A 21,071-nucleotide genomic window follows, 5' to 3' on the forward strand; every position below is an offset into this window, starting at 1 on the left:
TCGGCCGGGGGTACCCCCACGCCGCGTTGTCGCATCACCCGAGTACATCCAGTACGCGGGCAATGCTCCGCCTTGCGATGCTCCCCCACTGCCTGCACGGCGTGGGAGGTGCCCCCAGCGCCGGACGCCGCGAGCTTCCCGGCCAACCTTTCCGGCCACAGCACTAACTCGGCCACCCGATTGGGCCGAGAGCGAAAGGTCAAGTATCCTGGCTCTTCGGTCGTGCATACGTCCGCGATCCGCGCTGCCCGGAACATCACCGGGAGAGCGTCCCCTCGAGTTCGGAAACCGAAAGTAGGAATGGCTCAGAACGCCCGCCTCGACCACCGCAACCCTCTCGTGTTCGACACGCACGAGCTGGGGCGGCGGCCCGGCGCGCTGCAGCGCCTGACCCGTACGGTCCCCGCCCCCAAAGACCTCGGTCTCCAGGGCGTCGTCGGAGTGCCGGAAGGCGCCCCGGTGGAGCTCGAACTCCGGCTCGAGTCGGTCATGGAAGGGGTGCTCGTCACAGGCACCGCCCGTGCACAGGCCGAGGGGGAGTGCGTAAGGTGTCTGGAGCCGCTCGAGCTGGAGCTCGACGCGGACTTCCAGGAGCTGTTCTCGTACCCCGACGCCGACGAGCGGGGCCGTGCGATCGCACGGTCCGACGAAGACGCCGCCGACGACGAGGACGACGAGGACAGGCTCTTCCTCGAGGACGGACTCTTCGACCTCGAACCTCTGCTGCGGGATGCGGTGGTGCTCGCACTGCCGATGCAGCCGGTGTGCCAGGAAGACTGCGCTGGTCTGTGCTCCGAGTGCGGAGCGCGGCTCACGGACGACCCGGACCACCACCATGACGCCGTCGACATCCGTTGGGCGGCTTTGCAGGGACTCGCCGGCACCATGAAGGACGGCGAGAAGGACGAGATGAGCGGCGGCGCGCCTCGATCAGCACGCGCCGACGAGAAGCAGGAGAAGTAGCCGTGGCTGTTCCGAAGCGGAAGATGTCGCGCAGCAACACGCGCCACCGCCGGTCGCAGTGGAAGGCTGCGGTCCCCACCCTGGTTGCGTGCGAGCGCTGCCACGAGCCCAAGCAGCAGCACATCGCGTGCCCGTCGTGCGGCACCTACAACAAGCGCCAGGTCCTCGAGGTCTGAGCGGCTGGTGAGAGGCACTGTGTCCACTGCCAAGAAGGCGGAAGGCGCCGAAGCGGGCAATCACCGCCGACGCGGAGGTGCTCCGTCGGACAACACGGCCTCGTCCCACACGCTTCTGGAAGGGCGGCTCGGCTACAAGCTCGAGTCCGCCCTTCTGGTGCGCGCGCTGACCCACCGTTCCTACGCGTACGAGAACGGCGGTCTGCCGACGAACGAGCGGCTGGAGTTCCTCGGTGACTCCGTCCTCGGTCTGGTCGTCACGGACACGCTGTACCGCACCCACCCCGACCTGCCCGAAGGCCAGCTGGCCAAACTGCGGGCCGCGGTGGTCAACTCGCGTGCGCTGGCGGAGGTCGGGCGCGGCCTCGACCTGGGCGCCTTCATCCGGCTCGGCCGTGGTGAAGAGGGCACGGGCGGCCGGGACAAGGCGTCCATCCTCGCCGACACCCTGGAAGCGGTGATCGGCGCGGTCTACCTCGACCAGGGCCTCGACGCGGCCTCCGAACTGGTGCACCGCCTGTTCGACCCGTTGATCGAGAAGTCCTCCAACCTCGGAGCCGGCCTGGACTGGAAGACCAGCCTCCAGGAGCTCACCGCGACCGAGGGGCTCGGCGTGCCCGAGTACCTGGTCACGGAGACCGGCCCCGATCATGAGAAGACCTTCACTGCTGCCGCCCGCGTCGGAGGCGTCTCGTACGGCACCGGCACCGGCCGCAGCAAGAAGGAGGCGGAGCAGCAGGCCGCGGAGTCCGCGTGGCGGGCCATCCGGGCCGCGGCGGACGAGCGCGCCAAGGCGGTGGGGTCCGCCGACGGCGCCGACGAGGCGCCGGCCTCCGCCTGAGAACCGGGAAACCGAGCGGTCACGCGGCGGACCTCCGCCCGCGGGCCGCGCCCAGCAGAACGCGACCGAGCGCCCGTCCCCGCCCCGGGGCGGGCGCTCGGCCCGTGGACGGCCGCAGCGGCCGCGATGTGTGAACGGGGGAGTCATGCCCGAGCTGCCCGAGGTCGAGGTCGTACGGCGCGGACTGGAACGGTGGGTCGCGCAGCGGAGCGTCGCCGGCGTCGAGGTCCTGCACCCGCGTGCCGTACGCCGCCACCCGGCCGGCGCGGAGGACTTCGCGCACCGCGTCCAGGGCCACCGGCTCGGCCTGCCCAGCCGTCGCGGCAAGTACCTGTGGCTGCCCCTCCAGGACAGCGGGCAGGCGATCCTGGCGCACCTCGGCATGAGCGGCCAGCTGCTGGTCCAGCCGCTGAGCGCTCCCGTCGAGAAGCACCTGCGCATCCGCGTCCGCTTCGCCGACGAGCTGGACACCGAACTCCGCTTCGTCGACCAGCGCACCTTCGGCGGCCTGTCGCTGCACGACACCACCCCCGACGGGCTGCCCGACGTCATCGCGCACATCGCCCGCGACCCCCTCGACCCGCTGTTCGACGACGAGGCCTTCCACCAGGCCCTGCGCCGCAAGCGCACCACCATCAAACGGGCCCTGCTCGACCAGTCCCTGATCAGCGGCGTCGGCAACATCTACGCGGACGAGGCCCTGTGGCGCACCCGCGTCCACTACGAACGCCCCACCGCGGCCTTCACCCGCCCCCGCACGGCCGAACTCCTCACCCACGTCCGGGAGGTGATGAACGAGGCCCTCGCCGTCGGCGGCACCAGCTTCGACAGCCTCTACGTCAACGTCAACGGGGAGTCCGGCTACTTCGACCGCTCCCTGGACGCCTACGGCCGCGAGGGCCTGCCCTGCCGCCGCTGCGCCACCCCGCTGCGTCGCCGCCCGTGGATGAACCGCTCCAGCTACTACTGCCCGAAGTGTCAGCGGGCGCCGCGCGTGGCGTCGTAACGCTCGCGTGCCGCCAGCACGTCGCCCATGCGCCCCTCCACGCAGTGGATGAGGGACAGCAGGCGCTCGGCGACCTCGCGGCCCAGCGCCGTGAGCTCGTAGTCCACCCGGGGCGGATTGGTCGGCTGGGCCTCGCGATGCACCAGGCCGTCCCGCTCCAGTGCCTGGAGGGTCTGGGACAGCATCTTCTCGCTCACGCCGTCGACACGGCGGCGCAGCTCGTTGAAGCGGAGCGAGCCCTCGTACAGGGCGCCCAGCGCGAGCCCGCCCCAGCGCCCCGTGACGTGCTCCAGCGTCCCGCGCGAAGGGCAGGCCCTGGCGAACACGCTGTAAGGGAGGTCGTCCTGGGTCTGCGGGGTGCTCATGACCCAAGCGTACTCGCGCACAGCGCTCACCATCAGAGGGCGCTAACCAGGAGTCAGTGCCCCCGACGATTCGCCGGGCAGGCCCCGCCGGTGCCACTCGATCATGGCGACGTGACGGTCCCCCTCCGTGATCGCCTCGGTGAGGCGAATCCCCGTGCCACCGCTCCCCACCACGACGAGACAGGCCGAGGCGCCACCAAGCGATCCCTGTGCCGTCCGGCCTGCGGTTGTCTCAGTACCCGAAGTCCTGTGTCCACCACGGACCGCCGGAGGCGAAGTGCACGCCGACGCCCAGGGTCTTGAAGTCGCAGTTCAGTATGTTGGCGCGGTGGCCGGGGCTGTTCATCCAGGCGTCCATCACCGCCTCCGCGTCGGCCTGCCCGCGGGCTATGTTCTCGCCGCCGAGGCTGGTGATGCCGAGCTTCGCCGCCCGGTCCCACGGCGAGGCGCCGCTGGGATCCGTGTGGTCGAAGAAGTTCTCGTCGGCCATGGCCTCGCTGAAGTCCTGGGCGAGGCCGGCGAGCGCGCTGCTCGCCGTCAGCGCGCTGCACCCCACCTTCGCCCGCTCCTCGTTGACGAGCCTGAGCACCTCGGCCTCGACGGCGGTCTGCGTGGAGACTGCGGCCGGGGCCTGGGTCTTCGGCGCCTTGGTGGCGGTCTCGGCCGGCGCGGTCTCCGGCTTCTCCGGCGCCGTGGTCGGCTTCGCCTCCGGCGCCTTCGTGGGCGTGGCCGACGCCGGGTCGGCGTCCGTCGCGGTGGCCTGGGCGGACTCGGAGGCGGATCGCTCAGGTGACGTGGACCGGTCCACGTCGCGGCTCGTCGTGGAGCCCCGGGAGGGGCCGCCCGGGTCGACGCCGGCGCTGCCGGAGGTGCCGCCCTGCGGGCTCTCGCTGTTCGTCGGCGAGCCCGCGGCCTGCACCTTGTCGGCGCCGCCGCCGTTCGGGCCGCCCAGCTTGTAGTTCTCGAGCCCGGGCACCGCGCCGGTGGCGACCGCGACGGTGCCGAGGGCGACCGCGGCGGAGACCCCGAGGAGCCCCGTGCGGACCGGCGTCGCGGCCTTCTTCTTCCGGCGGTGCCCCCGCTCCCGCGGTCCGTCCGCCGGGCTGAAGCCCTCGGCCGGGAAGACCACGGTGGTCCTGGCGTGGGCGGCGCCGTCGTCCGTGTCGAAGAGGTGCTCCTGGGGTCTGGTGTACGGGTCGGCGTACAGATCCGGGTTCAGATAGGGCGCGATGCCCAGGCGGCCGTCGTCGTCCTGCGGGTGGCTGTCCCACGGATCGCGGTCCCGCTCGTACGAGCCGTGCGTCCGACTGTCCCCCGTGGCGCGGCCCGTGGCGGCGCGGCCGGCGTCCGAGCGTCGGTGGCGTCCCATGTGCTGGCCTTCCTCGTCTCTCTCTGTCGACGCGCGCCCTGAGCCGACGCGGTCAACCCAACTCACTCGATCGAGTGAGTTTCAGATGAGATTCATTGGACCGGGACGGTACCGCATGGCGCGAGAGGCGGAGGTGCCCAGAGAGACATTGGCCGGTTAGGTTGCACCCATGAGCGAGGATGTTCGACTGGTCGCCTGGGTCCGCGGACGAGTCCAGGGAGTGGGTTTCCGCTGGTTCACCAGGGCCACCGCGCTGGAGATCGGGGGCCTGAGCGGTTTCGCCCTCAATCTCGGGGACGGGCGCGTGCAAGTGGTCGCCGAGGGGGCTCGCGAGGGGTGCCAGAAACTCCTGGACTGGCTGCAGGGCGGCGACACGCCCGGACGTGTGGACGGTGTCACCGAGATCTGGGACACACCGCGCGGCGGGTACGAGGGCTTCGCCATCCGCTGATCGTGTGGCGCGGTGCGGGTCCCGCCGGCCGCGGCGGGAACTGCCACCGGCATCTGCCCAATGGGAAAAGAGGCAGGTGGTTGCCAAGAAACGCGCGGCGTGGCAGGCTCCGCACAGCGGAATGATCCGCACGCCCCGAGGGGCCCGCAGGAGTCGCAGCGCCACCTGGTTTCCGGTCGCGCGCCCCCGGGACGCCCATGGATACGGGGCGTGATCGTGTTGACCGTCAAACTTTTTGGTGAGACGCTGAAAGCCCGCGCACCTTAGCTGTTTGGCATGGATGAACGGCACCACAAATCAGGCAGTGCCAAGCACCACGGGTGCGAATCCCTCACGACCCACACCGCTTCGGTCGGTCACTCAGTGTGGAGGACCATCCATCATGGCAAAGGCGCTTCTCGGTTACGTCGGCGGCTCCGACCCTCGACTCCTCGCCGAGATGCGACGGCTCCAGCAGCGCGTCCAGGACCTGGAATCCGAGCTTGTGCGGATCCAGGCGGAGAACGACGCCCTGACGGCTGCCGCTTCTCACGACAGGATCATGGAGCGCGTCGACGCACACCAGGCGGAGCCTGCGCTCACCTGATCACTGCATCGCACAACGACACAGTGGTTGGGCTGCCCGTCAACCGCTCAGTTGTCAGAGTTGCAAGGGACGCTTCGGCGTCCCTTCCTTCTTTCCCCCGCCCTTCTTGCCCCGCCTTTGTCGCCCCCGCGCATCCTTTCACGGTCTTTAACTTTTGGTGTGCCCTGCATATTCAAAGGTGAAACCGCGCGGTTGCGGGGGTTCGTGGAGTAGGGTACCGACGGCCGGTAAAGTCCGGCGGCGTGCACCTCAAGGCCCTGACCCTCCGTGGGTTCAAGTCGTTCGCCTCGGCGACCACGCTCCGGTTCGAGCCGGGGATCACGTGCGTCGTCGGACCGAACGGCTCGGGCAAGTCCAATGTCGTGGACGCGCTCAGCTGGGTCATGGGCGAGCAGGGCGCCAAATCGCTGCGCGGCGGCAAGATGGAGGACGTCATCTTCGCCGGCACCACCGGCCGTCCGCCGCTCGGCCGCGCCGAGGTGTCCCTGACCATCGACAACTCCGACGGGGCCCTGCCCATCGAGTACGCCGAGGTCACCATCACGCGGATCATGTTCCGCAACGGCGGCAGCGAGTACCAGATCAACGGCGACACCTGCCGGCTGCTGGACATCCAGGAGCTGCTCTCCGACTCCGGCATTGGCCGTGAGATGCACGTCATCGTCGGCCAGGGCCAGCTCGACTCCGTCCTGCACGCCGACCCCATGGGCCGCCGCGCCTTCATCGAGGAGGCCGCGGGCGTCCTCAAACACCGCAAGCGCAAGGAGAAGGCGCTCAGGAAACTGGACGCGATGCAGGCCAACCTCGCGCGCGTGCAGGACCTCACCGACGAACTGCGCCGCCAGCTCAAGCCGTTGGGCCGGCAGGCGGCGGTCGCGCGCAGAGCCGCGGTCATCCAGGCGGACCTGAGGGACGCGCGCCTGCGGCTGCTGGCCGACGACCTCGTCGGCCTGCGCGAAGCGCTGAAGGCCGAGGTGGCCGACGAAGCGGCCCTGAAAGAACGCAAGGAAACCGCCGAGCAGGAGCTGAAGAAGGCCCTCCAGCGCGAGGCCCTGCTGGAGGACGAGGTGCGCCGGCTCGTCCCGCGTCTCCAGCGTGCCCAGCAGACCTGGTACGAACTGTCCCAGCTCGCCGAACGCGTGCGCGGCACCATCTCACTCGCCGACGCGCGCGTGCACAGCGCCACCTCCGCGCCGCCCGAGGAGCGGCGCGGCCGCGACCCCGAGGAACTGGAGCGCGAGGCCGACCGCGTCCGCGAACAGGAGGCCGGGCTGGAGGCGGCCCTGGAGGCGGCCCAGCGTGCCCTGGACGACACCGTCGCCCACCGCGCCGAGCTGGAGCGGGAACTGGCTGTCGAGGAGCGGCGCCTGAAGGACGCGGCCCGCGCCATCGCCGACCGCCGTGAGGGCCTGGCCCGGCTGGGCGGCCAGGTGAACGCGGCACGTTCCCGAGCCGCCTCCGCCCAGGCCGAGATCGAGCGGCTGGCCGCCGCCAGGGACGAGGCCCAGGAACGGGCCGTCCACGCCCAGGAGGAGTACGAGGCGCTCAAGGCCGAGGTCGACGGCCTCGACGCCGGCGACGAGGAGCTGGCCGGACGGCACGAGACGGCGAGAACGACACTGGCCGAGGCGGAGGCCGCCCTCGTCGCCGCGCGGGAGGCGGTCACCGCGGCGGAACGCAAGCGGGCCGCGACCCAGGCCCGGCACGACGCGCTCGCCCTGGGCCTGCGCCGCAAGGACGGCACGGGCGCCCTGCTCGACGCCAAGGACCGCCTCACCGGCCTGCTGGGCCCCGCCGCCGAACTCCTGACGGTCACCCCCGGCTACGAAACCCCTCTGGCCGCCGCCTTCGGCACCGCCGCCGACGCCCTGGCCGTGACCACCCCCTCCGCGGCGGCCGACGCCCTCCGCCTGCTGCGCAAACAGGACGCGGGCCGAGCCGCACTGCTCCTCGCGGGCCCCTCACCCGAAACCCCCACGATCCAAGCGCCCACGCCGCCGGGCGAAGCCCTCCCGAGCGACCCCCAGCCCGGGCCGACGGCGGCCCCGGCGACGCCCGCCACCTCGTCGGGCGCCCCGGACGCCACCCAGCCGGACGAGGTCACGGGCGTCGCCGGGGGCGTGGCAGCCGCCGGCGCGGAGGGGAGCGATGCGGCGGGAGCCGGGCTCTCCGCGGCCGGTGTGCCGGATGGCGCCGCTGCCGGGTGGGATGGGTCCGAGGACCGTATGGGCGGTGCGGCGGGCGCGCCCGCCACCACCGGCACCCCCGTGCCCGGGCACCCCTTTGCCGCCGAGTTCGTGCGCGGTCCCGCCGAGCTGATGCCCGCCGTGCGGTGGCTGCTGCGGGGAATCGTCGTGGTGGGGACGCTGGAGGACGCGGAGGATCTGGCCCTCGCCCGACCCGAGCTGACCGCTGTGACCGCCGAAGGGGATCTGCTCGGGGCGTACTTCGCGCAGGGCGGCTCCGCCGGGGCGCCCAGTCTGCTGGAGGTGCAGGCCTCCGTGGACGAGGCCGCCGCCGAGCTGGAACAGCTCGCCGTGCGGTGCGAGGCGCTGACCGAGGACCAGCAGCGGGCCGCCGAGCGGCGCGGCCGGTGCGCGGCGCTGGTCGAGGAGCTGGGGGAGCGGCGGCGGACCGCCGACCGGGAGAAGTCGGCCGTGGCGCAGCAACTGGGCCGACTCGCCGGGCAGGCGCGCGGCGCCGCCGGGGAGGCCGAGCGGTCCTCGGCCGCCGCCGCCCGCGCCCAGGAGGCCCTCGACAACGCCCTCCAGGAGGTGGGGGAACTCGCCGAGCGGCTCGCCGTGGCCGAGGAGATGCCAATCGAGGAGGAGCCCGACACCTCAGCGCGCGACCGGCTCGCGGCCGACGGGGCCAACGCCCGCCAGACCGAGATGGAGGCCCGCCTCCAGGTCCGTACGCATGAGGAACGGGTCAGGGGGCTGGCCGGCAGGGCCGACGCGCTGGACCGGGCCGCCCGTGCCGAACGTGAGGCACGCGCGCGTGCCGAGCAGCGGCGCGCCCGGCTCCGCCACGAGGCGGCGGTCGCCTCGGCGGTCGCCTCCGGCGCCCGGCAGCTGCTCGCGCACGTCGAGGTCTCCGTGGCCCGCGCCGAGGAGGAGCGGGCCGCCGCCGAGGCCGCCAAGGCCCGGCGCGAGCAGGAGCTGACCGCCGCCCGCACCGAGGGCCGGGAGCTCAAGGCCGAACTCGACAAGCTGACCGACTCGGTCCACCGGGGCGAGGTGCTCGGTGCCGAGAAGCGGCTGCGCATCGAGCAGCTGGAGACCAGGGCACTGGAGGAACTCGGGGTCGAACCGGCGGGCCTGATGGCGGAGTACGGGCCGCACCAGCTCGTTCCGCCCTCGCCGCCCGCCGAGGGGGAGCAGCTGCCGGAGGACCCGCAGCACCCCCGCAACCGGCCCCGGCCCTACGCGCGGGCCGAGCAGGAGAAGCGGCTGAAGGCCGCCGAGCGCGCCTACCAGCAGCTCGGCAAGGTCAACCCGCTGGCCCTGGAGGAGTTCGCGGCGCTGGAGGAACGCCACAAGTTCCTCAGCGAGCAGCTCGAGGACCTCAAGAAGACCCGCGCCGACCTGCTCCAGGTCGTCAAGGAGGTCGACGAGCGTGTCGAGCAGGTCTTCACCGAGGCCTACCGGGACACCGCCCGCGAGTTCGAGGGCGTCTTCGGCCGGCTCTTCCCGGGCGGTGAGGGCCGGCTCGTACTGACCGACCCGGACAACATGCTCACGACGGGCGTGGACGTCGAGGCGCGCCCGCCGGGCAAGAAGGTCAAGCGGCTGTCCCTGCTCTCCGGCGGCGAGCGGTCGCTGACCGCCGTCGCGCTGCTCGTGTCGATCTTCAAGGCCCGTCCCAGCCCCTTCTACGTCATGGACGAGGTCGAGGCGGCCCTCGACGACACCAACCTCCAAAGGCTGATCCGGATCATGCAGGAGCTTCAGGAGGCCTCGCAGCTGATCGTGATCACGCACCAGAAGCGCACGATGGAGGTCGCCGACGCGCTCTACGGCGTCTCCATGCAGGGCGACGGTGTGTCGAAGGTCATCAGCCAGCGCCTGCGTTAGCACTGCGTCAGCGCCCCGGCACGTGTGGTGCCGGGGATCCCGCGTGCCTCCGTCACTTCGGGGTAGACGGATCATGTCCACAGCTTGACTACAACACTTGAATCGAAGTCCAGGGGTCGCGCGGGGTGGATGCCCGTTGATCACCTACAAGGCAGGGAAATTGACTTCGACAGGTGAAGGCATAACCTCTTTAGCGTTGTTTTTATCTTCAGATCTCATCGCATGGAGGGGTTGACCCCCACCCCCCGGCAGCGCTGCCGGGGTGCCCGAGGAGTACACGTGACCACAACGCAGGCCCCAGGGCCGGGAGCCCGGACGGCTCACCCCGAACATCTCGGGCACGTCATCTTCATCGCCGCGGCCGCCGCCATGGGTGGCTTTCTGTTCGGATACGACAGTTCCGTGATCAACGGCGCCGTCGAGGCCATCCGGAGCCGCTACGGCATCGGATCCGCGGAACTGGCCCAGGTCATCGCCATCGCCCTGATCGGCTGCGCGATCGGCGCCGCGACCGCGGGCCGCATCGCCGACCGCATCGGCCGCATCCGCTGCATGCGGATCGCCGCGGCCCTGTTCACCGTCAGCGCCGTCGGCTCGGCCCTGCCGTTCGCCCTGTGGGACCTCGCCTTCTGGCGGATCGTCGGCGGCTTCGCCATCGGCATGGCCTCGGTCATCGGCCCCGCCTACATCGCCGAGGTCGCCCCGCCCGCCTACCGCGGTCGCCTCGGCTCCTTCCAGCAGGCCGCGATCGTCGTCGGCATCGCCATCTCCCAGCTGGTCAACTGGGGTCTGCTCAACGCCGCCGGCGGCAACCAGCGCGGCCGGCTGCTGGGCCTGGAGGCCTGGCAGGTGATGCTCGGCGTGATGGTCGTCCCGGCCGTCCTGTACGGACTGCTCTCCTTCGCCATCCCCGAGTCCCCGCGCTTCCTGCTCTCCGTCGGCCGCCGTGACCGGGCCCGCCGGATCCTCGCCGAGGTCGAGGGCGACCACATCGACCTCGACGCCCGCGTGGCCGAGATCGAGACCGCCATGAAGCGCGAGCACACGTCCACCTTCAAGGACCTGCTCGGCGGCAGCTTCCTCTTCAAGAGGATCGTCTGGATCGGCATCGGCCTGTCAGCCTTCCAGCAGTTCGTCGGCATCAACGTCGCGTTCTACTACTCCGCGACGCTGTGGCAGTCGGTCGGCGTCAACCCGACGGAGTCGTTCCTCTACTCGTTCACGACGTCGATCATCAACATCGTCGGCACCGTGATCGCGATGATCTTCGTGGACCGCATCGGCCGCAAGCCGCTCGCGCTCATCGGCTCGTGCGGCATGGTCGTCGGCCTGGCCCTGGAAGCCTGGGCGTTCTCGTACCCCCTGGTGGGCGGCAAGCTGCCGGCCACCCAGGGCTGGGTCGCCCTGATCGCGGCTCACGTCTTCGTCCTCTTCTTCGCCCTGTCCTGGGGTGTGGTCGTCTGGGTCCTGCTCGGCGAGATGTTCCCGAACAAGATCCGCGCCGCCGCGCTGGGCGTGGCCGCCTCCGCCCAGTGGATCGCCAACTGGGCCATCACCGCGAGCTTCCCGTCGCTGGCCGACTGGAACCTCTCCTGGACCTACGTCGTCTACACGGTCTTCGCCGCGCTCTCCATCCCGTTCGTCCTGAAGTTCGTCAAGGAGACGAAGGGCAAGGCGCTGGAGGAGATGGGGTAACCGCCCCTGCCTCACTGCCCCGGCTCACGCACCGAGCCGGGGCAGCACGTGCTCGTGCGGGCGTTCCGCATCCTGTACGCCGGACGGCCGGCGGGTCCGGTATTCCAGGGGCACGCGGCCCCGTCGGGACTACCGCTGACCGCCCAGGTGGTCGCGCATACTGGACGCGTTATGGAAACCATCATCCTTGCTGTAGTTATCGCCGTGGTCGTGCTCGGCGCGCTCGGCGGGCTCATCATCGGCAGCCGGCGGAGGAAGCCGCTGCCCCCGCCGCCGCCCTCGGCGCCCGACATCACCGCCCCTCCGGCCGAGCCACACGTCGGTGAGGAGGCCGAGACGCCGCGAGAGGAGCCGCGGCGGACGATCGAGGAGGTGGACCTGCCCGACGGCTCGGCTTCCGTCGCCGTCGAGGAGCCGCCCGTCGAGGAGCTTCCGGCACCCCCGATCGAGGTGCCCGAGCCCACCGCCGGCCGTCTGGTGCGGCTGCGCGCCCGCCTCTCCCGCTCGCAGAACGCCCTGGGCAAGGGCCTGCTCATCCTGTTGTCCCGCGAGAACCTCGACGACGACACGTGGGAGGAGATCGAGGACACCCTGCTGACCGCCGACGTCGGCGTGCAGCCCACCCAGGAGCTGGTCGACCGGCTGCGCGAGCGCGTGCGCGTGCTCGGCACCCGTACCCCCGAGGAGCTGCGCGGGCTGCTGCGCGAGGAGCTGCTCACGCTGATCGGCCCCGACATGGACCGCACGGTGAAGACCGAGCCGGCCGCCAGCAAGCCGGGCATCGTGATGGTCGTCGGCGTCAACGGCACCGGCAAGACCACGACGACGGGCAAGCTCGCCCGGGTCCTGGTCGCCGACGGCCGCAGCGTCGTGCTGGGCGCCGCCGACACATTCCGCGCGGCCGCCGCCGACCAGCTGCAGACCTGGGGCGAGCGGGTCGGCGCCTACACCGTGCGCGGCCCGGAGGCCGGCGACCCCGCCTCCGTCGCCTTCGACGCGGTGAAGGACGGCAAGGAGATGGGCGCCGACGTGGTGCTCATCGACACCGCCGGCCGCCTGCACACCAAGACCGGCCTCATGGACGAGCTCGGCAAGGTCAAGCGCGTCGTGGAGAAGCACGCGCCGCTGGACGAGGTGCTGCTCGTGCTCGACGCGACCACCGGCCAGAACGGTCTGGTCCAGGCCCGCGTCTTCGCCGAGGTCGTCGACATCACGGGCATCGTGCTCACCAAGCTGGACGGTACGGCCAAGGGCGGCATCGTGGTCGCCGTCCAGCGCGAGCTGGGTGTGCCGGTCAAGCTGGTCGGCCTCGGCGAGGGCCCGGACGACCTGGCCCCCTTCGAACCGGAGGCCTTCGTCGACGCCCTCATCGGAGACTGACTCCCACCCTTTTCCGTGCCCGCCCCGGTCCCACCGGGGCGGGCACGTCCGTCTACGGCCCCGGCACCCGGGCGCCCACGGACCCGCGCGCCGAGCGTCTACGGGGCCGGCACGCAGAGCCGGGCCCGACAGGCCGAGCCGAGGGCCGCAGGAACGAGTCCTTGCCTCGGCCGCCGCGGAGCCCACGACACCCCGACACTTCGTCGCTCCGGCGGCCCGTCGGGCCACGCTCAGTCGCGGCCACTCCCGGAACGCCCCTGGCCGGACGCCGGACGCCGGACGCCGGCACCTTCGGCTGCCGCCCGCCCCGCGCCCGTATGTGGCGTGGGGACACCGGCGGGAGCGGACACGTGCCGAGGCGGAGGCGCCGCCCACGCACACGCACGCGCCACCACCCGGACCCGGACGCGCACCCGCACAGGACCCTGGGCTCTTGGTGGGGTGTCGTCCATACGACCAGACCCGTCACCGGCACACGAGCCGAGGCCCCCGCCGGCCGTACGGGCCGCGGGCCCACCCCACGCGGGGCACTCCGACAGGCCGACGACGGGATCCGTCCGGACGTGGCGAGCCGATGGCCCGAGCGGCCAGGTGGCCAGGCGGCCGGGGAGGGGGCCGCCGGTGAGGCATTCTTCGACCGCCGTCGAGGGCGAGTCCGTCATGTGGGGCCGACGGGCGCCATGTCCTCGCTGTTCCCGCCTACCCTGGCGGCGGATGCTCCCGCCACTCGTGCTCGGCAGCTGCTCCCGTGGGCCGTGCTCAGCTGACTGACCCCGTGAGCGGCCTGCTCGACAGGACCGCGCCCCGACTCCCGCCGGCCGTCGGGTGCCCCCGGTGGCGCCGTTCGGGTGTCCCGTCCTCCGGCTACGCCCGTGACCGGTGCGCCGCATAGGCCAGCGTGCCCAGAAGGAGGCGGGCCTGAGGGGGCTTGGCGGTGTCCAGGGCGGGAGAGCGGAGCCAGCGGACCGGGCCGCGGCCGCCGCGGTCGGACGGCGGGGCCGTGAGGAACGTGCCGGGGCCGAGGCCGCGCAGGTCGAGGGAGCCGGGATCGTCCCAGCCCAGGCGGTAGAGCAGGGCGGGCAGCTCGGCGGCGGCGCCGGGGGCGACGAAGAACTGGGCCCGGCCGTCCGGGGTGGCGGTCACCGGGCCGACGGGGAGGCCCATGCGCTCCAGCCGGACCAGGGCGCGGCGCCCGGCCGGCTCGGCGACCTCGATGACGTCGAAGACGCGGCCGACGGCCAGCATCACCGCGGCCCCCGGCAGCTCCCGCCACGCCCTGGTCACCTCGTCGAGCGTGGCCCCGGCCGGGATCCCGGGCGCGAACTCCAGGGGGTGGGCGCCCGGAGCCGGGCAGTTCGTGCGGCCGCAGGAGCAGGCGCCGCCGACGGCCCGCGCGCCCCGCACCACGTCCCAGCCCCACAGCCCGGTGTACTCGGCCACCGCCGTGCACTCCGACGAGCGGTACGGCCGGCCGCGCCGCCGCGTGCCGGAGCGGATCTCGCGAATGCCGCCGATCGTGAAGCCCATGCCCCCTCCAACGGGTCCACCGCCCCGATGGTTACGTGGCGGATGCCGATCGTCACTCTCTGTCTCCGCTCCTCCCCGGCCCGGTCGGGGCCGTGCGGCGTGCGGCGGCGCCGGGGGTGGTGCGTCCGGCGGCGCGCGCCCTCGCATGCACCGCTCCACTCGCCCGCGGCTGTCCTATGTCAAGTGAATCGCGTAGGGGCCACCGAGGGTTCATTCGAAGGGGTGGCGAATGGTGGCGTTTCAGGGATCCCCGTGGCTGGACGGGTGATCGTAGGATTACTGTGAGTGTGCGAGGCCTGGGGGCACATGCACTCGTGGGTATGCCGGAGGCAAGTCGGCAGTCGGTTCGAAGGGTGAGAATCGGCGGACGAACGGCCTTGTTGACCGGCATTCTGATAGGGCTTGGCGCACCAAGCGACAAGTGGTCTCAGGGATGGGGGAGTTCCAGTGAGCGGCAACGACGGAAGCGAGACGAGCGCTGCGAGCGCGGACAAGCGCCCGAACGAGCTGCTCGCCTCGTGGTTCGTGCGCAGCGGCTGGTCCAAGGGCGAGCTCGCCCGCCAGGTCAACCGCCGAGCCCGCCAGCTGGGCGCCAACCACATCTCCACCGACACCTCGCGCGTCAGGCGGTGGCTGGACGGCGAGAACCCGCGCGAGCCGATCCCCAGGATCCTCTCGGAGCTGTTCTCCGAGCGCTTCGGCTGCGTCGTCGCCGTGGAGGACCTCGGTCTGCGCACCGCCCGCCCGACCCCCTCCGCCACCGGTGTCGACCTGCCCTGGACGGGCCCGCAGACCGTGGCCCTGCTCAGCGAGTTCTCGCGCAGCGACCTGATGCTGGCGCGGCGCGGCTTCCTCGGAACGTCGCTGGCGCTGTCCGCGGGCCCGTCCCTCATCGAGCCGCTCCAGCGCTGGCTCGTGCCCGCGCCCCCGGCCCCCCTGGAGGAGCCCGAGCCGCAGGCCGCCTCCCGCCGTCCCGGCCGGCTCTCCCGGCCCGAGCTGGAGCTGCTGGAGACCACCACCGTGATGTTCCGGCAGTGGGACGCCCAGTGCGGCGGCGGCCTGCGCCGCAAGGCGGTCGTCGGCCAGTTGCACGAGGTGACGGACCTCCTCCAGGAGCCCCAGCCCGAGCCCACCGGCCGCCGGCTGTTCAAGGTCGCCGCGGAACTCGCCGAACTGGCCGGCTGGATGAGCTACGACGTGGGACTCCAGCCCACCGCGCAGAAGTACTTCGTCCTCGCCCTGCACGCCGCCAAGGAAGCCGGCGACAAACCGCTCGGCTCCTACGTCCTGTCCAGCATGAGCCGCCAGATGATCCACCTCGGCCGCCCCGAGGACGCCCTGGAGCTCATCCACCTCGCGCAGTACGGCAGCCGCGACTGCGCGAGCCCGCGCACCCAGTCCATGCTGTACGCGCTGGAGGCCCGCGCCTACGCCAACACGGGCCAGCCCGGCAAGTGCAAGCGCGCCGTGCGCATGGCCGAGGACGCCTTCGCCGACGCCGAGGACTGGGACGAGCCCGACCCCGACTGGATCCGCTTCTTCTCCGAGGCCGAGCTGTACGGCGAGAACTCCCACTCCTTCCGCGACCTCGCCTACGTCGCCGGCCGCAGTCCCACCTACGCCTCACTGGCGGAGCCGCTGATGCGGAAGGCCGTGGAACAGTTCGCCGACGACCGCGAACACCAGCGGTCGTACGCCCTGAACCTCATCGGCATGGCCACGGTCCACCTGCTCCAGCGCGAGCCCGAGCAGAGCACCGAATACGCGAGGCAGGCCATGAGGGTGGCCAAGAAGGTCCGCTCCGAGCGCGTGAACACCCGTATCCGCAAGACCGTCGACAACGCCGTACGCGGCTACGGGGACCTCGCGGAGGTCATCGACCTGACCGAACAGCTCGCCGCCGAACTGCCCGAGACCGCCGAGGCCGTCTGACAGCGCCTCCCCGACCCCGGCCGCGGCCGGCCCTCCCGAACTGCCCGACTCGGCTCCCCCATGCCTGGTCATCGGAAGGCCGCCCGCGGCCGGCCTGTTTTCCGGCACGCGCTTCACGGCACGTCACCACGCGCTTCACCGGTACGTAACACAGCAGACCTCTTCGTCACCCCGGCGAAACAACGCGAGGCATCCACCGAAACCGCGCCGGGCGAGTCTCGTGGCACGGTCGGCCGGCCCAACCCCTGGCCGACCGGACCGCGCAAGGCTTCGCCCGGCCGCCCGCACGGGGCCGCACCGACCGACGAGGAGACGCCGATGGCATCAGCCGCCATCATGCTGGCGGCGGACGCACCCAAACTGTCGTCCGCCAACACCGGCTTCATGCTCATCTGTTCCGCCCTGGTGATGCTGATGACCCCCGGTCTGGCCTTCTTCTACGGAGGCATGGTCCGGGTCAAGAGCACGCTGAACATGCTGATGATGAGCTTCATCAGCCTCGGCGTCGTCACCGTCCTGTGGGTGCTCTACGGCTTCTCGATGGCCTTCGGCGCCGACCGGGGCTCCCTCATCGGCTGGACCTCCGACTTCGTCGGCTTCAGCGGTATCGGCAAGACCGAACTGTGGCCGGGATACACCATCCCGGTCTTCGTCTTCGCCGTCTTCCAGCTGATGTTCGCGATCATCACCCCCGCCCTGATCAGCGGCGCCCTGGCCGACCGGGTCAAGTTCAGCGCCTGGACGCTGTTCCTGGTGCTGTGGGCCACGGTCGTGTACTTCCCGGTCGCCCACTGGGTCTGGGGCGCCGACGGCTGGGCCGCCAAGCTCGGCGTGATCGACTTCGCGGGCGGTACCGCGGTCCACATCAACGCCGGCGCGGCGGCACTCGGCGTGATCCTCGTCATCGGCAAGCGCATCGGCTTCAAGAAGGACCCGATGCGCCCGCACAGCCTCCCGCTGGTCATGCTCGGCGCGGGACTGCTGTGGTTCGGCTGGTTCGGCTTCAACGCCGGCTCCTGGCTCGGCAACGACGACGGCGTCGGCCCGCTGATGTTCGTCAACACCCAGGTCGCCACCGGCACCGCCATGCTCGCCTGGCTCGCCTACGAGAAGATCCGGCACGGCGCGTTCACCACCCTAGGAGCCGCCTCCGGCGCGGTCGCCGGCCTGGTCGCGATCACCCCGTCCGGCGGCGCCGTCTCCCCGCTCGGCGCGATGGCCGTGGGTGCCGTCGCCGGCGTCCTGTGCGCCATGGCGGTCGGCCTGAAGTACCGGTTCGGCTACGACGACTCCCTCGACGTGGTCGGCGTCCACATGGTCGGCGGCGTCGTCGGCTCCCTGCTGATCGGCTTCTTCGCCAGCGGCAAGGGCCAGTCCGCCGTCAAGGGCCTCTTCTACGGCGGTGGCCTGGAGCAGTTCTGGAAGCAGTGCGCCGGTGTCTTCGCCATCCTCGCCTACTCCCTGATCGCCTCCGCCATCCTCGCCTTCCTCCTGGACCGGACCATCGGCATGCGGGTCACGGAGGACGAGGAGATCTCCGGCATCGATCAGGCCGAGCACGCCGAGACCGCCTACGACCTCACCGGCGCGGGCGGCGGAGTCGTCGCCGCCGTCACCACCCCGGCCCTGGCCGCCGCGCAGATCAAGAAGGCCGCCACGCAGAGCAGGAAGGTGGACGCATGAAGCTCATCACCGCCGTGGTCAAGCCCCACCGGCTCGACGAGATCAAGGAGGCCCTCCAGGCGTTCGGCGTCAACGGTCTCACCGTCACCGAGGCGAGCGGCTACGGACGTCAGCGCGGCCACACCGAGGTCTACCGCGGAGCCGAGTACACCGTCGACCTGGTGCCCAAGATCCGCATCGAGGTGCTCGTCGAGGACGACGAAGCCGAGCAGTTGATCGAGGTCGTCGTCAAGGCCGCCCGCACAGGGAAGATCGGTGACGGCAAGGTCTGGTCCGTGCCGGTCGAGACGGCGGTCCGGGTCCGCACCGGCGAGCGCGGACCGGACGCGCTCTGAACAGCGCGAGGAACAGGAGCCGCCGGTGACGGGAACGGACGTGCGAAGCGAAGCGGAGAACGCGGAGCCGGGCGGCTACGCGGCGGCCCGGCTGCGCCTCCTCACCGAGGGGGCGCGGTCCGGGCCACCGCGCCGGGCCGCGCTCGCCGGACTGACCGACCACTGGCTCGCGGAGCTGTTCACCAGGGCGGCCGGGGGACCGCGGGGCGTCGCCCTCGTCGCCGTGGGCGGCTACGGGCGCGGCGAGCTGTCGCCTCGCAGTGACCTGGACCTGCTGCTCCTGCACCACGGCGGCGACACCGAGGAGATCGCCGCCCTCGCCGACCGCCTCTGGTACCCCGTGTGGGACCTCGGCATCGCCCTCGACCACGCGGTCCGCACCCCGGCCGAGGCCCGCGGGGCGGCGCGCGACGACCTCAAGGTCCAGCTCGGCCTGCTGGACACCCGGCACCTCGCCGGCGACCTCGGCCTGACGACCGCACTGCGCACCGCGATCCTCGCCGACTGGCGCAACCAGGCGCCGAGACGCCTGCCCGAACTCCGGGAGCTGTGCGCCGAACGCGCCGAGCGGCAGGGCGAGTTGGGGTATCTCCTGGAGCCCGACCTGAAGGAGGCCCGCGGTGGCCTGCGGGACGCCACCGCCCTGCGTGCCGTCGCCGCCTCCTGGCTCGCCGACGCACCGCGCGAGGGCCTCGCCGACGCCCGCCGCCGGCTGCTGGACGTGCGTGACGTCCTGCACCTGACGACGGGCCGCGCCTCCGACCGGCTCGCGTTGCAGGACCAGGACCAGGTCGCCGTGGAACTGGGCCTGCCCGACGCCGACGCGCTCCTGCGCCAGGTGTACGAGGCGGCACGCGTCCTGTCGTACGCCGGTGACGTCACCTGGCGCGAGGTGGGGCGTGTGCTCCGGTCGCGCGCGGTGCGGCCGAGGCTGCGCGCCCTGCTCGGCGGCGGCAGGCCGGTCGCGGAGCGGACGCCGCTCGCCGAAGGCGTGGTGGAACAGGACGGCGAGGTCGGGCTCGCCCGCACCGCGCGCCCCGAACGCGACCCGGTGCTTCCGCTGCGCGCAGCGGCCGCCGCCGCCCAGGCGGGCCTGCCGCTCTCCCCGCACGCCGTACGGCATCTCGCGGCCACCGCCCGCCCCCTGCCCACGCCCTGGCCCGCCGAGGCCCGCGAACAGCTCGTCACCCTGCTCGGCTCCGGCCGCCCCACCGTCGAGGTCTGGGAGGCACTGGAGGCGGAAGGGCTGATCACCCGGTTCCTGCCCGACTGGGAGCGGGTGCGCTGCCGCCCGCAGCGCAACCCCGTCCACCGCTGGACGGTCGACCGCCACCTGATCGAGACGGCCGTACGCGCCTCCGCCCTCACCCGCCGGGTCGGCCGCCCCGACCTGCTTCTGGTCGCCGCGCTGCTGCACGACATCGGCAAGGGCCGGCCCGGCGACCACTGCGCGGCCGGCGAGAGCATCGCCGCGGACGTGGCCTGGCGGATCGGCTTCGACCCGGCGGACACCCGGGTGCTCGCCACTCTCGTACGCCACCACCTGCTGCTCGTCCAGACCGCCACCCGGCGCGACCTGGACGACCCGGTCACCGTCCACGCCGTCGCCGAGGCGGTCGGCACCCAGAGCACCCTCGAACTGCTGCACGCCCTCACCGAGGCGGACGCCCTGGCCACCGGGCCGGCCGCCTGGTCGTCCTGGCGCGGCTCCCTCGTCACCGACCTGGTCGGACGGGTCGGCGCGGTCCTCGCCGGGGACGTCCCCGAAGAGCCCGAGCCCGCCGCGCCCACCGCCGAGCAGGAGCGGCTCGCCATCGAGGCCTTCCGCACCGGCGGGCCGGCCCTGGCGCTGCGGGCGCGGACCGAACCGTCCATCGAGGAGTACCCGGGGGAGCCCGAGCCCCTCGGCGTCGAGCTGCTGATCGCCGTTCCCGACCAGCCCGGCGTCCTGCCCTCGGTCGCCGGAGTGCTGGCGACCCACCGGCTCACCGTCCGCACGGCCGAGCTACGGCCCCTGGACCTGCCGGACGGCGTCGCCCCCGGCTCCGTACTCCTGCTGGACTGGCGCGTCGCCGCCGAGTACGGCACCCTGCCCCGGGCCGCCCGGCTGCGCGCCGACCTCGTCCGGGCCCTGGACGGCACCCTCGACGTCGCGGCCCGCCTCGCCGAACGGGACGCCGCCTACCCGCGCCGCCACGGCGTGGCGGCACCCCCGCCCAGGGTCACGGTCGCCCCGGCTGCCTCCCGGCACGCCACCGTGATCGAGGTCCGCGCCCAGGACGCGCCGGGGCTGCTGTTCCGGATCGGGCGGGCGCTGGAGGACGCGGGGGTGCAGGTGCGCAGTGCGCACGTGTCGACGCTCGGCGCCAACGCGATGGACGCCTTCTACGTCATGAGTGACAAGAGCACTCCGCTCTCGGCCGAGGAGGCGGCTTCTGTGGCCCGCAAGCTGGAAGACGCGTTGCGGGCGTGACCTCGTGGTCGTCCCACGCGTTGAACGGAGGTGCTCCCCGCCGCCGCGGGGGGTGGCGTTGGAGAGAAGCCGACATGGACGCGACGTAGTCCCCGTCGGTCCGGGGTGTGTGTCCCTGCTCGCTGTATTGGGCGGGCAGGGACGCTTTGCTTGCCGAGCCGGATACCCTGGAAGGCGCTCAGACTGCCGACCCCGACCCCGAGGACCGACGCC

16 protein-coding genes are annotated in these 21,071 nt (G+C 72.3%); 13 read left to right on the plus strand and 3 right to left on the minus strand.

Annotated features, from left to right (window positions below):
* Positions 1-300: 300 nt before the first annotated feature.
* From ACIQMV_RS32915 to mutM, 4 genes are all read left to right on the plus strand, one after another.
* Positions 301-963 carry a YceD family protein gene (locus ACIQMV_RS32915; RefSeq protein ID WP_402596894.1) on the plus strand — a complete coding sequence of 221 codons (663 nt, stop codon included), beginning with the start codon at positions 301-303 and terminating at the stop codon, positions 961-963.
* 2 nt (positions 964-965) lie between these two features.
* A complete protein-coding gene (gene rpmF / locus ACIQMV_RS32920) occupies positions 966-1,139 on the plus strand; it encodes a 50S ribosomal protein L32 (RefSeq protein WP_003951102.1) in 174 nt (57 codons plus the stop codon).
* 7 nt (positions 1,140-1,146) lie between these two features.
* Positions 1,147-1,980: a ribonuclease III gene (gene rnc / locus ACIQMV_RS32925; protein ID WP_172632827.1), complete on the plus strand. Its 834-nt coding sequence runs from the start codon at positions 1,147-1,149 to the stop codon at positions 1,978-1,980.
* A 145-nt stretch (positions 1,981-2,125) separates the two neighbouring features.
* On the plus strand, positions 2,126-2,986 hold the full coding sequence (mutM, locus tag ACIQMV_RS32930) for a bifunctional DNA-formamidopyrimidine glycosylase/DNA-(apurinic or apyrimidinic site) lyase (protein WP_402596895.1): 861 nt from the start codon (positions 2,126-2,128) through the stop codon (positions 2,984-2,986).
* On the opposite strand, the gene ACIQMV_RS32935 is transcribed toward mutM, so the two are convergent.
* A complete protein-coding gene (locus ACIQMV_RS32935) occupies positions 2,959-3,351 on the minus strand; it encodes a helix-turn-helix domain-containing protein (RefSeq protein ID WP_141357968.1) in 393 nt (130 codons plus the stop codon). The genes mutM and ACIQMV_RS32935 overlap by 28 nt on opposite strands.
* Before the next feature lie 232 nt (positions 3,352-3,583).
* Positions 3,584-4,720 (minus strand): CAP domain-containing protein, encoded by a 1,137-nt coding sequence (locus tag ACIQMV_RS32940; RefSeq protein WP_402596896.1) that lies wholly within the window; start codon positions 4,718-4,720, stop codon positions 3,584-3,586.
* Positions 4,721-4,889: 169 nt separating this feature from the next.
* Here ACIQMV_RS32940 and ACIQMV_RS32945 point away from each other — a divergent pair, with 169 nt between their 5' ends.
* From ACIQMV_RS32945 to ftsY, 5 genes are all read left to right on the plus strand, one after another.
* On the plus strand, positions 4,890-5,171 hold the full coding sequence (locus tag ACIQMV_RS32945) for an acylphosphatase (RefSeq protein ID WP_401773540.1): 282 nt from the start codon (positions 4,890-4,892) through the stop codon (positions 5,169-5,171).
* Positions 5,172-5,553: 382 nt separating this feature from the next.
* Positions 5,554-5,757, plus strand: a complete 204-nt coding sequence (locus tag ACIQMV_RS32950; protein WP_009190853.1) for a hypothetical protein — start codon at positions 5,554-5,556, stop codon at positions 5,755-5,757.
* 242 nt (positions 5,758-5,999) lie between these two features.
* Positions 6,000-9,833: an AAA family ATPase gene (locus ACIQMV_RS32955; RefSeq protein ID WP_402596897.1), complete on the plus strand. Its 3,834-nt coding sequence runs from the start codon at positions 6,000-6,002 to the stop codon at positions 9,831-9,833.
* Between the two features lie 279 nt (positions 9,834-10,112).
* Positions 10,113-11,528 carry a sugar porter family MFS transporter gene (locus ACIQMV_RS32960; RefSeq protein WP_402596898.1) on the plus strand — a complete coding sequence of 472 codons (1,416 nt, stop codon included), beginning with the start codon at positions 10,113-10,115 and terminating at the stop codon, positions 11,526-11,528.
* A gap of 171 nt (positions 11,529-11,699) precedes the next feature.
* The gene (gene ftsY, locus ACIQMV_RS32965; protein ID WP_401773546.1) at positions 11,700-12,908 is read left to right on the plus strand and encodes a signal recognition particle-docking protein FtsY; all 1,209 of its coding nucleotides are present in this window, start codon (positions 11,700-11,702) and stop codon (positions 12,906-12,908) included.
* An 864-nt stretch (positions 12,909-13,772) separates the two neighbouring features.
* Here ftsY and ACIQMV_RS32970 read toward each other — a convergent pair.
* Positions 13,773-14,435, minus strand: coding sequence for a bifunctional DNA primase/polymerase (locus ACIQMV_RS32970; RefSeq protein ID WP_402596899.1), 663 nt, complete (start codon positions 14,433-14,435; stop codon positions 13,773-13,775).
* Positions 14,436-14,882: 447 nt separating this feature from the next.
* Between ACIQMV_RS32970 and ACIQMV_RS32975 the strand changes: the two genes are divergently transcribed.
* The 4 genes from ACIQMV_RS32975 (at position 14,883) to ACIQMV_RS32990 (ending at position 20,858) form a co-directional block, all read left to right on the plus strand.
* Positions 14,883-16,367, plus strand: a complete 1,485-nt coding sequence (locus ACIQMV_RS32975; RefSeq protein ID WP_402596900.1) for a hypothetical protein — start codon at positions 14,883-14,885, stop codon at positions 16,365-16,367.
* A gap of 318 nt (positions 16,368-16,685) precedes the next feature.
* Positions 16,686-18,050 carry an ammonium transporter gene (locus ACIQMV_RS32980; protein WP_402596901.1) on the plus strand — a complete coding sequence of 455 codons (1,365 nt, stop codon included), beginning with the start codon at positions 16,686-16,688 and terminating at the stop codon, positions 18,048-18,050.
* Positions 18,047-18,385, plus strand: a complete 339-nt coding sequence (locus tag ACIQMV_RS32985) for a P-II family nitrogen regulator (RefSeq protein WP_141357949.1) — start codon at positions 18,047-18,049, stop codon at positions 18,383-18,385. The genes ACIQMV_RS32980 and ACIQMV_RS32985 overlap by 4 nt, the downstream gene beginning before the upstream one ends.
* A gap of 25 nt (positions 18,386-18,410) precedes the next feature.
* The gene (locus tag ACIQMV_RS32990) at positions 18,411-20,858 is read left to right on the plus strand and encodes a [protein-PII] uridylyltransferase (RefSeq protein WP_402596902.1); all 2,448 of its coding nucleotides are present in this window, start codon (positions 18,411-18,413) and stop codon (positions 20,856-20,858) included.
* Positions 20,859-21,071 lie beyond the last annotated feature (213 nt).

Origin of the sequence: Streptomyces sp. NPDC091412 (genome assembly GCF_044756885.1) — a bacterium.
Taxonomy (GTDB): domain Bacteria; phylum Actinomycetota; class Actinomycetes; order Streptomycetales; family Streptomycetaceae; genus Streptomyces.

Coding starts and splice junctions, on each gene's coding strand:
- ACIQMV_RS32935 (WP_141357968.1), bottom strand. CDS start 3,351: ATGAGCACCCCGCAGACCCAGGACGACCTCCCTTACAGCGTGTTCGCC.
- mutM (WP_402596895.1), top strand. CDS start 2,126: ATGCCCGAGCTGCCCGAGGTCGAGGTCGTACGGCGCGGACTGGAACGG.
- ACIQMV_RS32945 (WP_401773540.1), top strand. CDS start 4,890: ATGAGCGAGGATGTTCGACTGGTCGCCTGGGTCCGCGGACGAGTCCAG.
- ACIQMV_RS32980 (WP_402596901.1), top strand. CDS start 16,686: ATGGCATCAGCCGCCATCATGCTGGCGGCGGACGCACCCAAACTGTCG.
- ftsY (WP_401773546.1), top strand. CDS start 11,700: ATGGAAACCATCATCCTTGCTGTAGTTATCGCCGTGGTCGTGCTCGGC.
- ACIQMV_RS32915 (WP_402596894.1), top strand. CDS start 301: ATGGCTCAGAACGCCCGCCTCGACCACCGCAACCCTCTCGTGTTCGAC.
- ACIQMV_RS32940 (WP_402596896.1), bottom strand. CDS start 4,720: ATGGGACGCCACCGACGCTCGGACGCCGGCCGCGCCGCCACGGGCCGC.
- ACIQMV_RS32970 (WP_402596899.1), bottom strand. CDS start 14,435: ATGGGCTTCACGATCGGCGGCATTCGCGAGATCCGCTCCGGCACGCGG.
- ACIQMV_RS32950 (WP_009190853.1), top strand. CDS start 5,554: ATGGCAAAGGCGCTTCTCGGTTACGTCGGCGGCTCCGACCCTCGACTC.
- ACIQMV_RS32985 (WP_141357949.1), top strand. CDS start 18,047: ATGAAGCTCATCACCGCCGTGGTCAAGCCCCACCGGCTCGACGAGATC.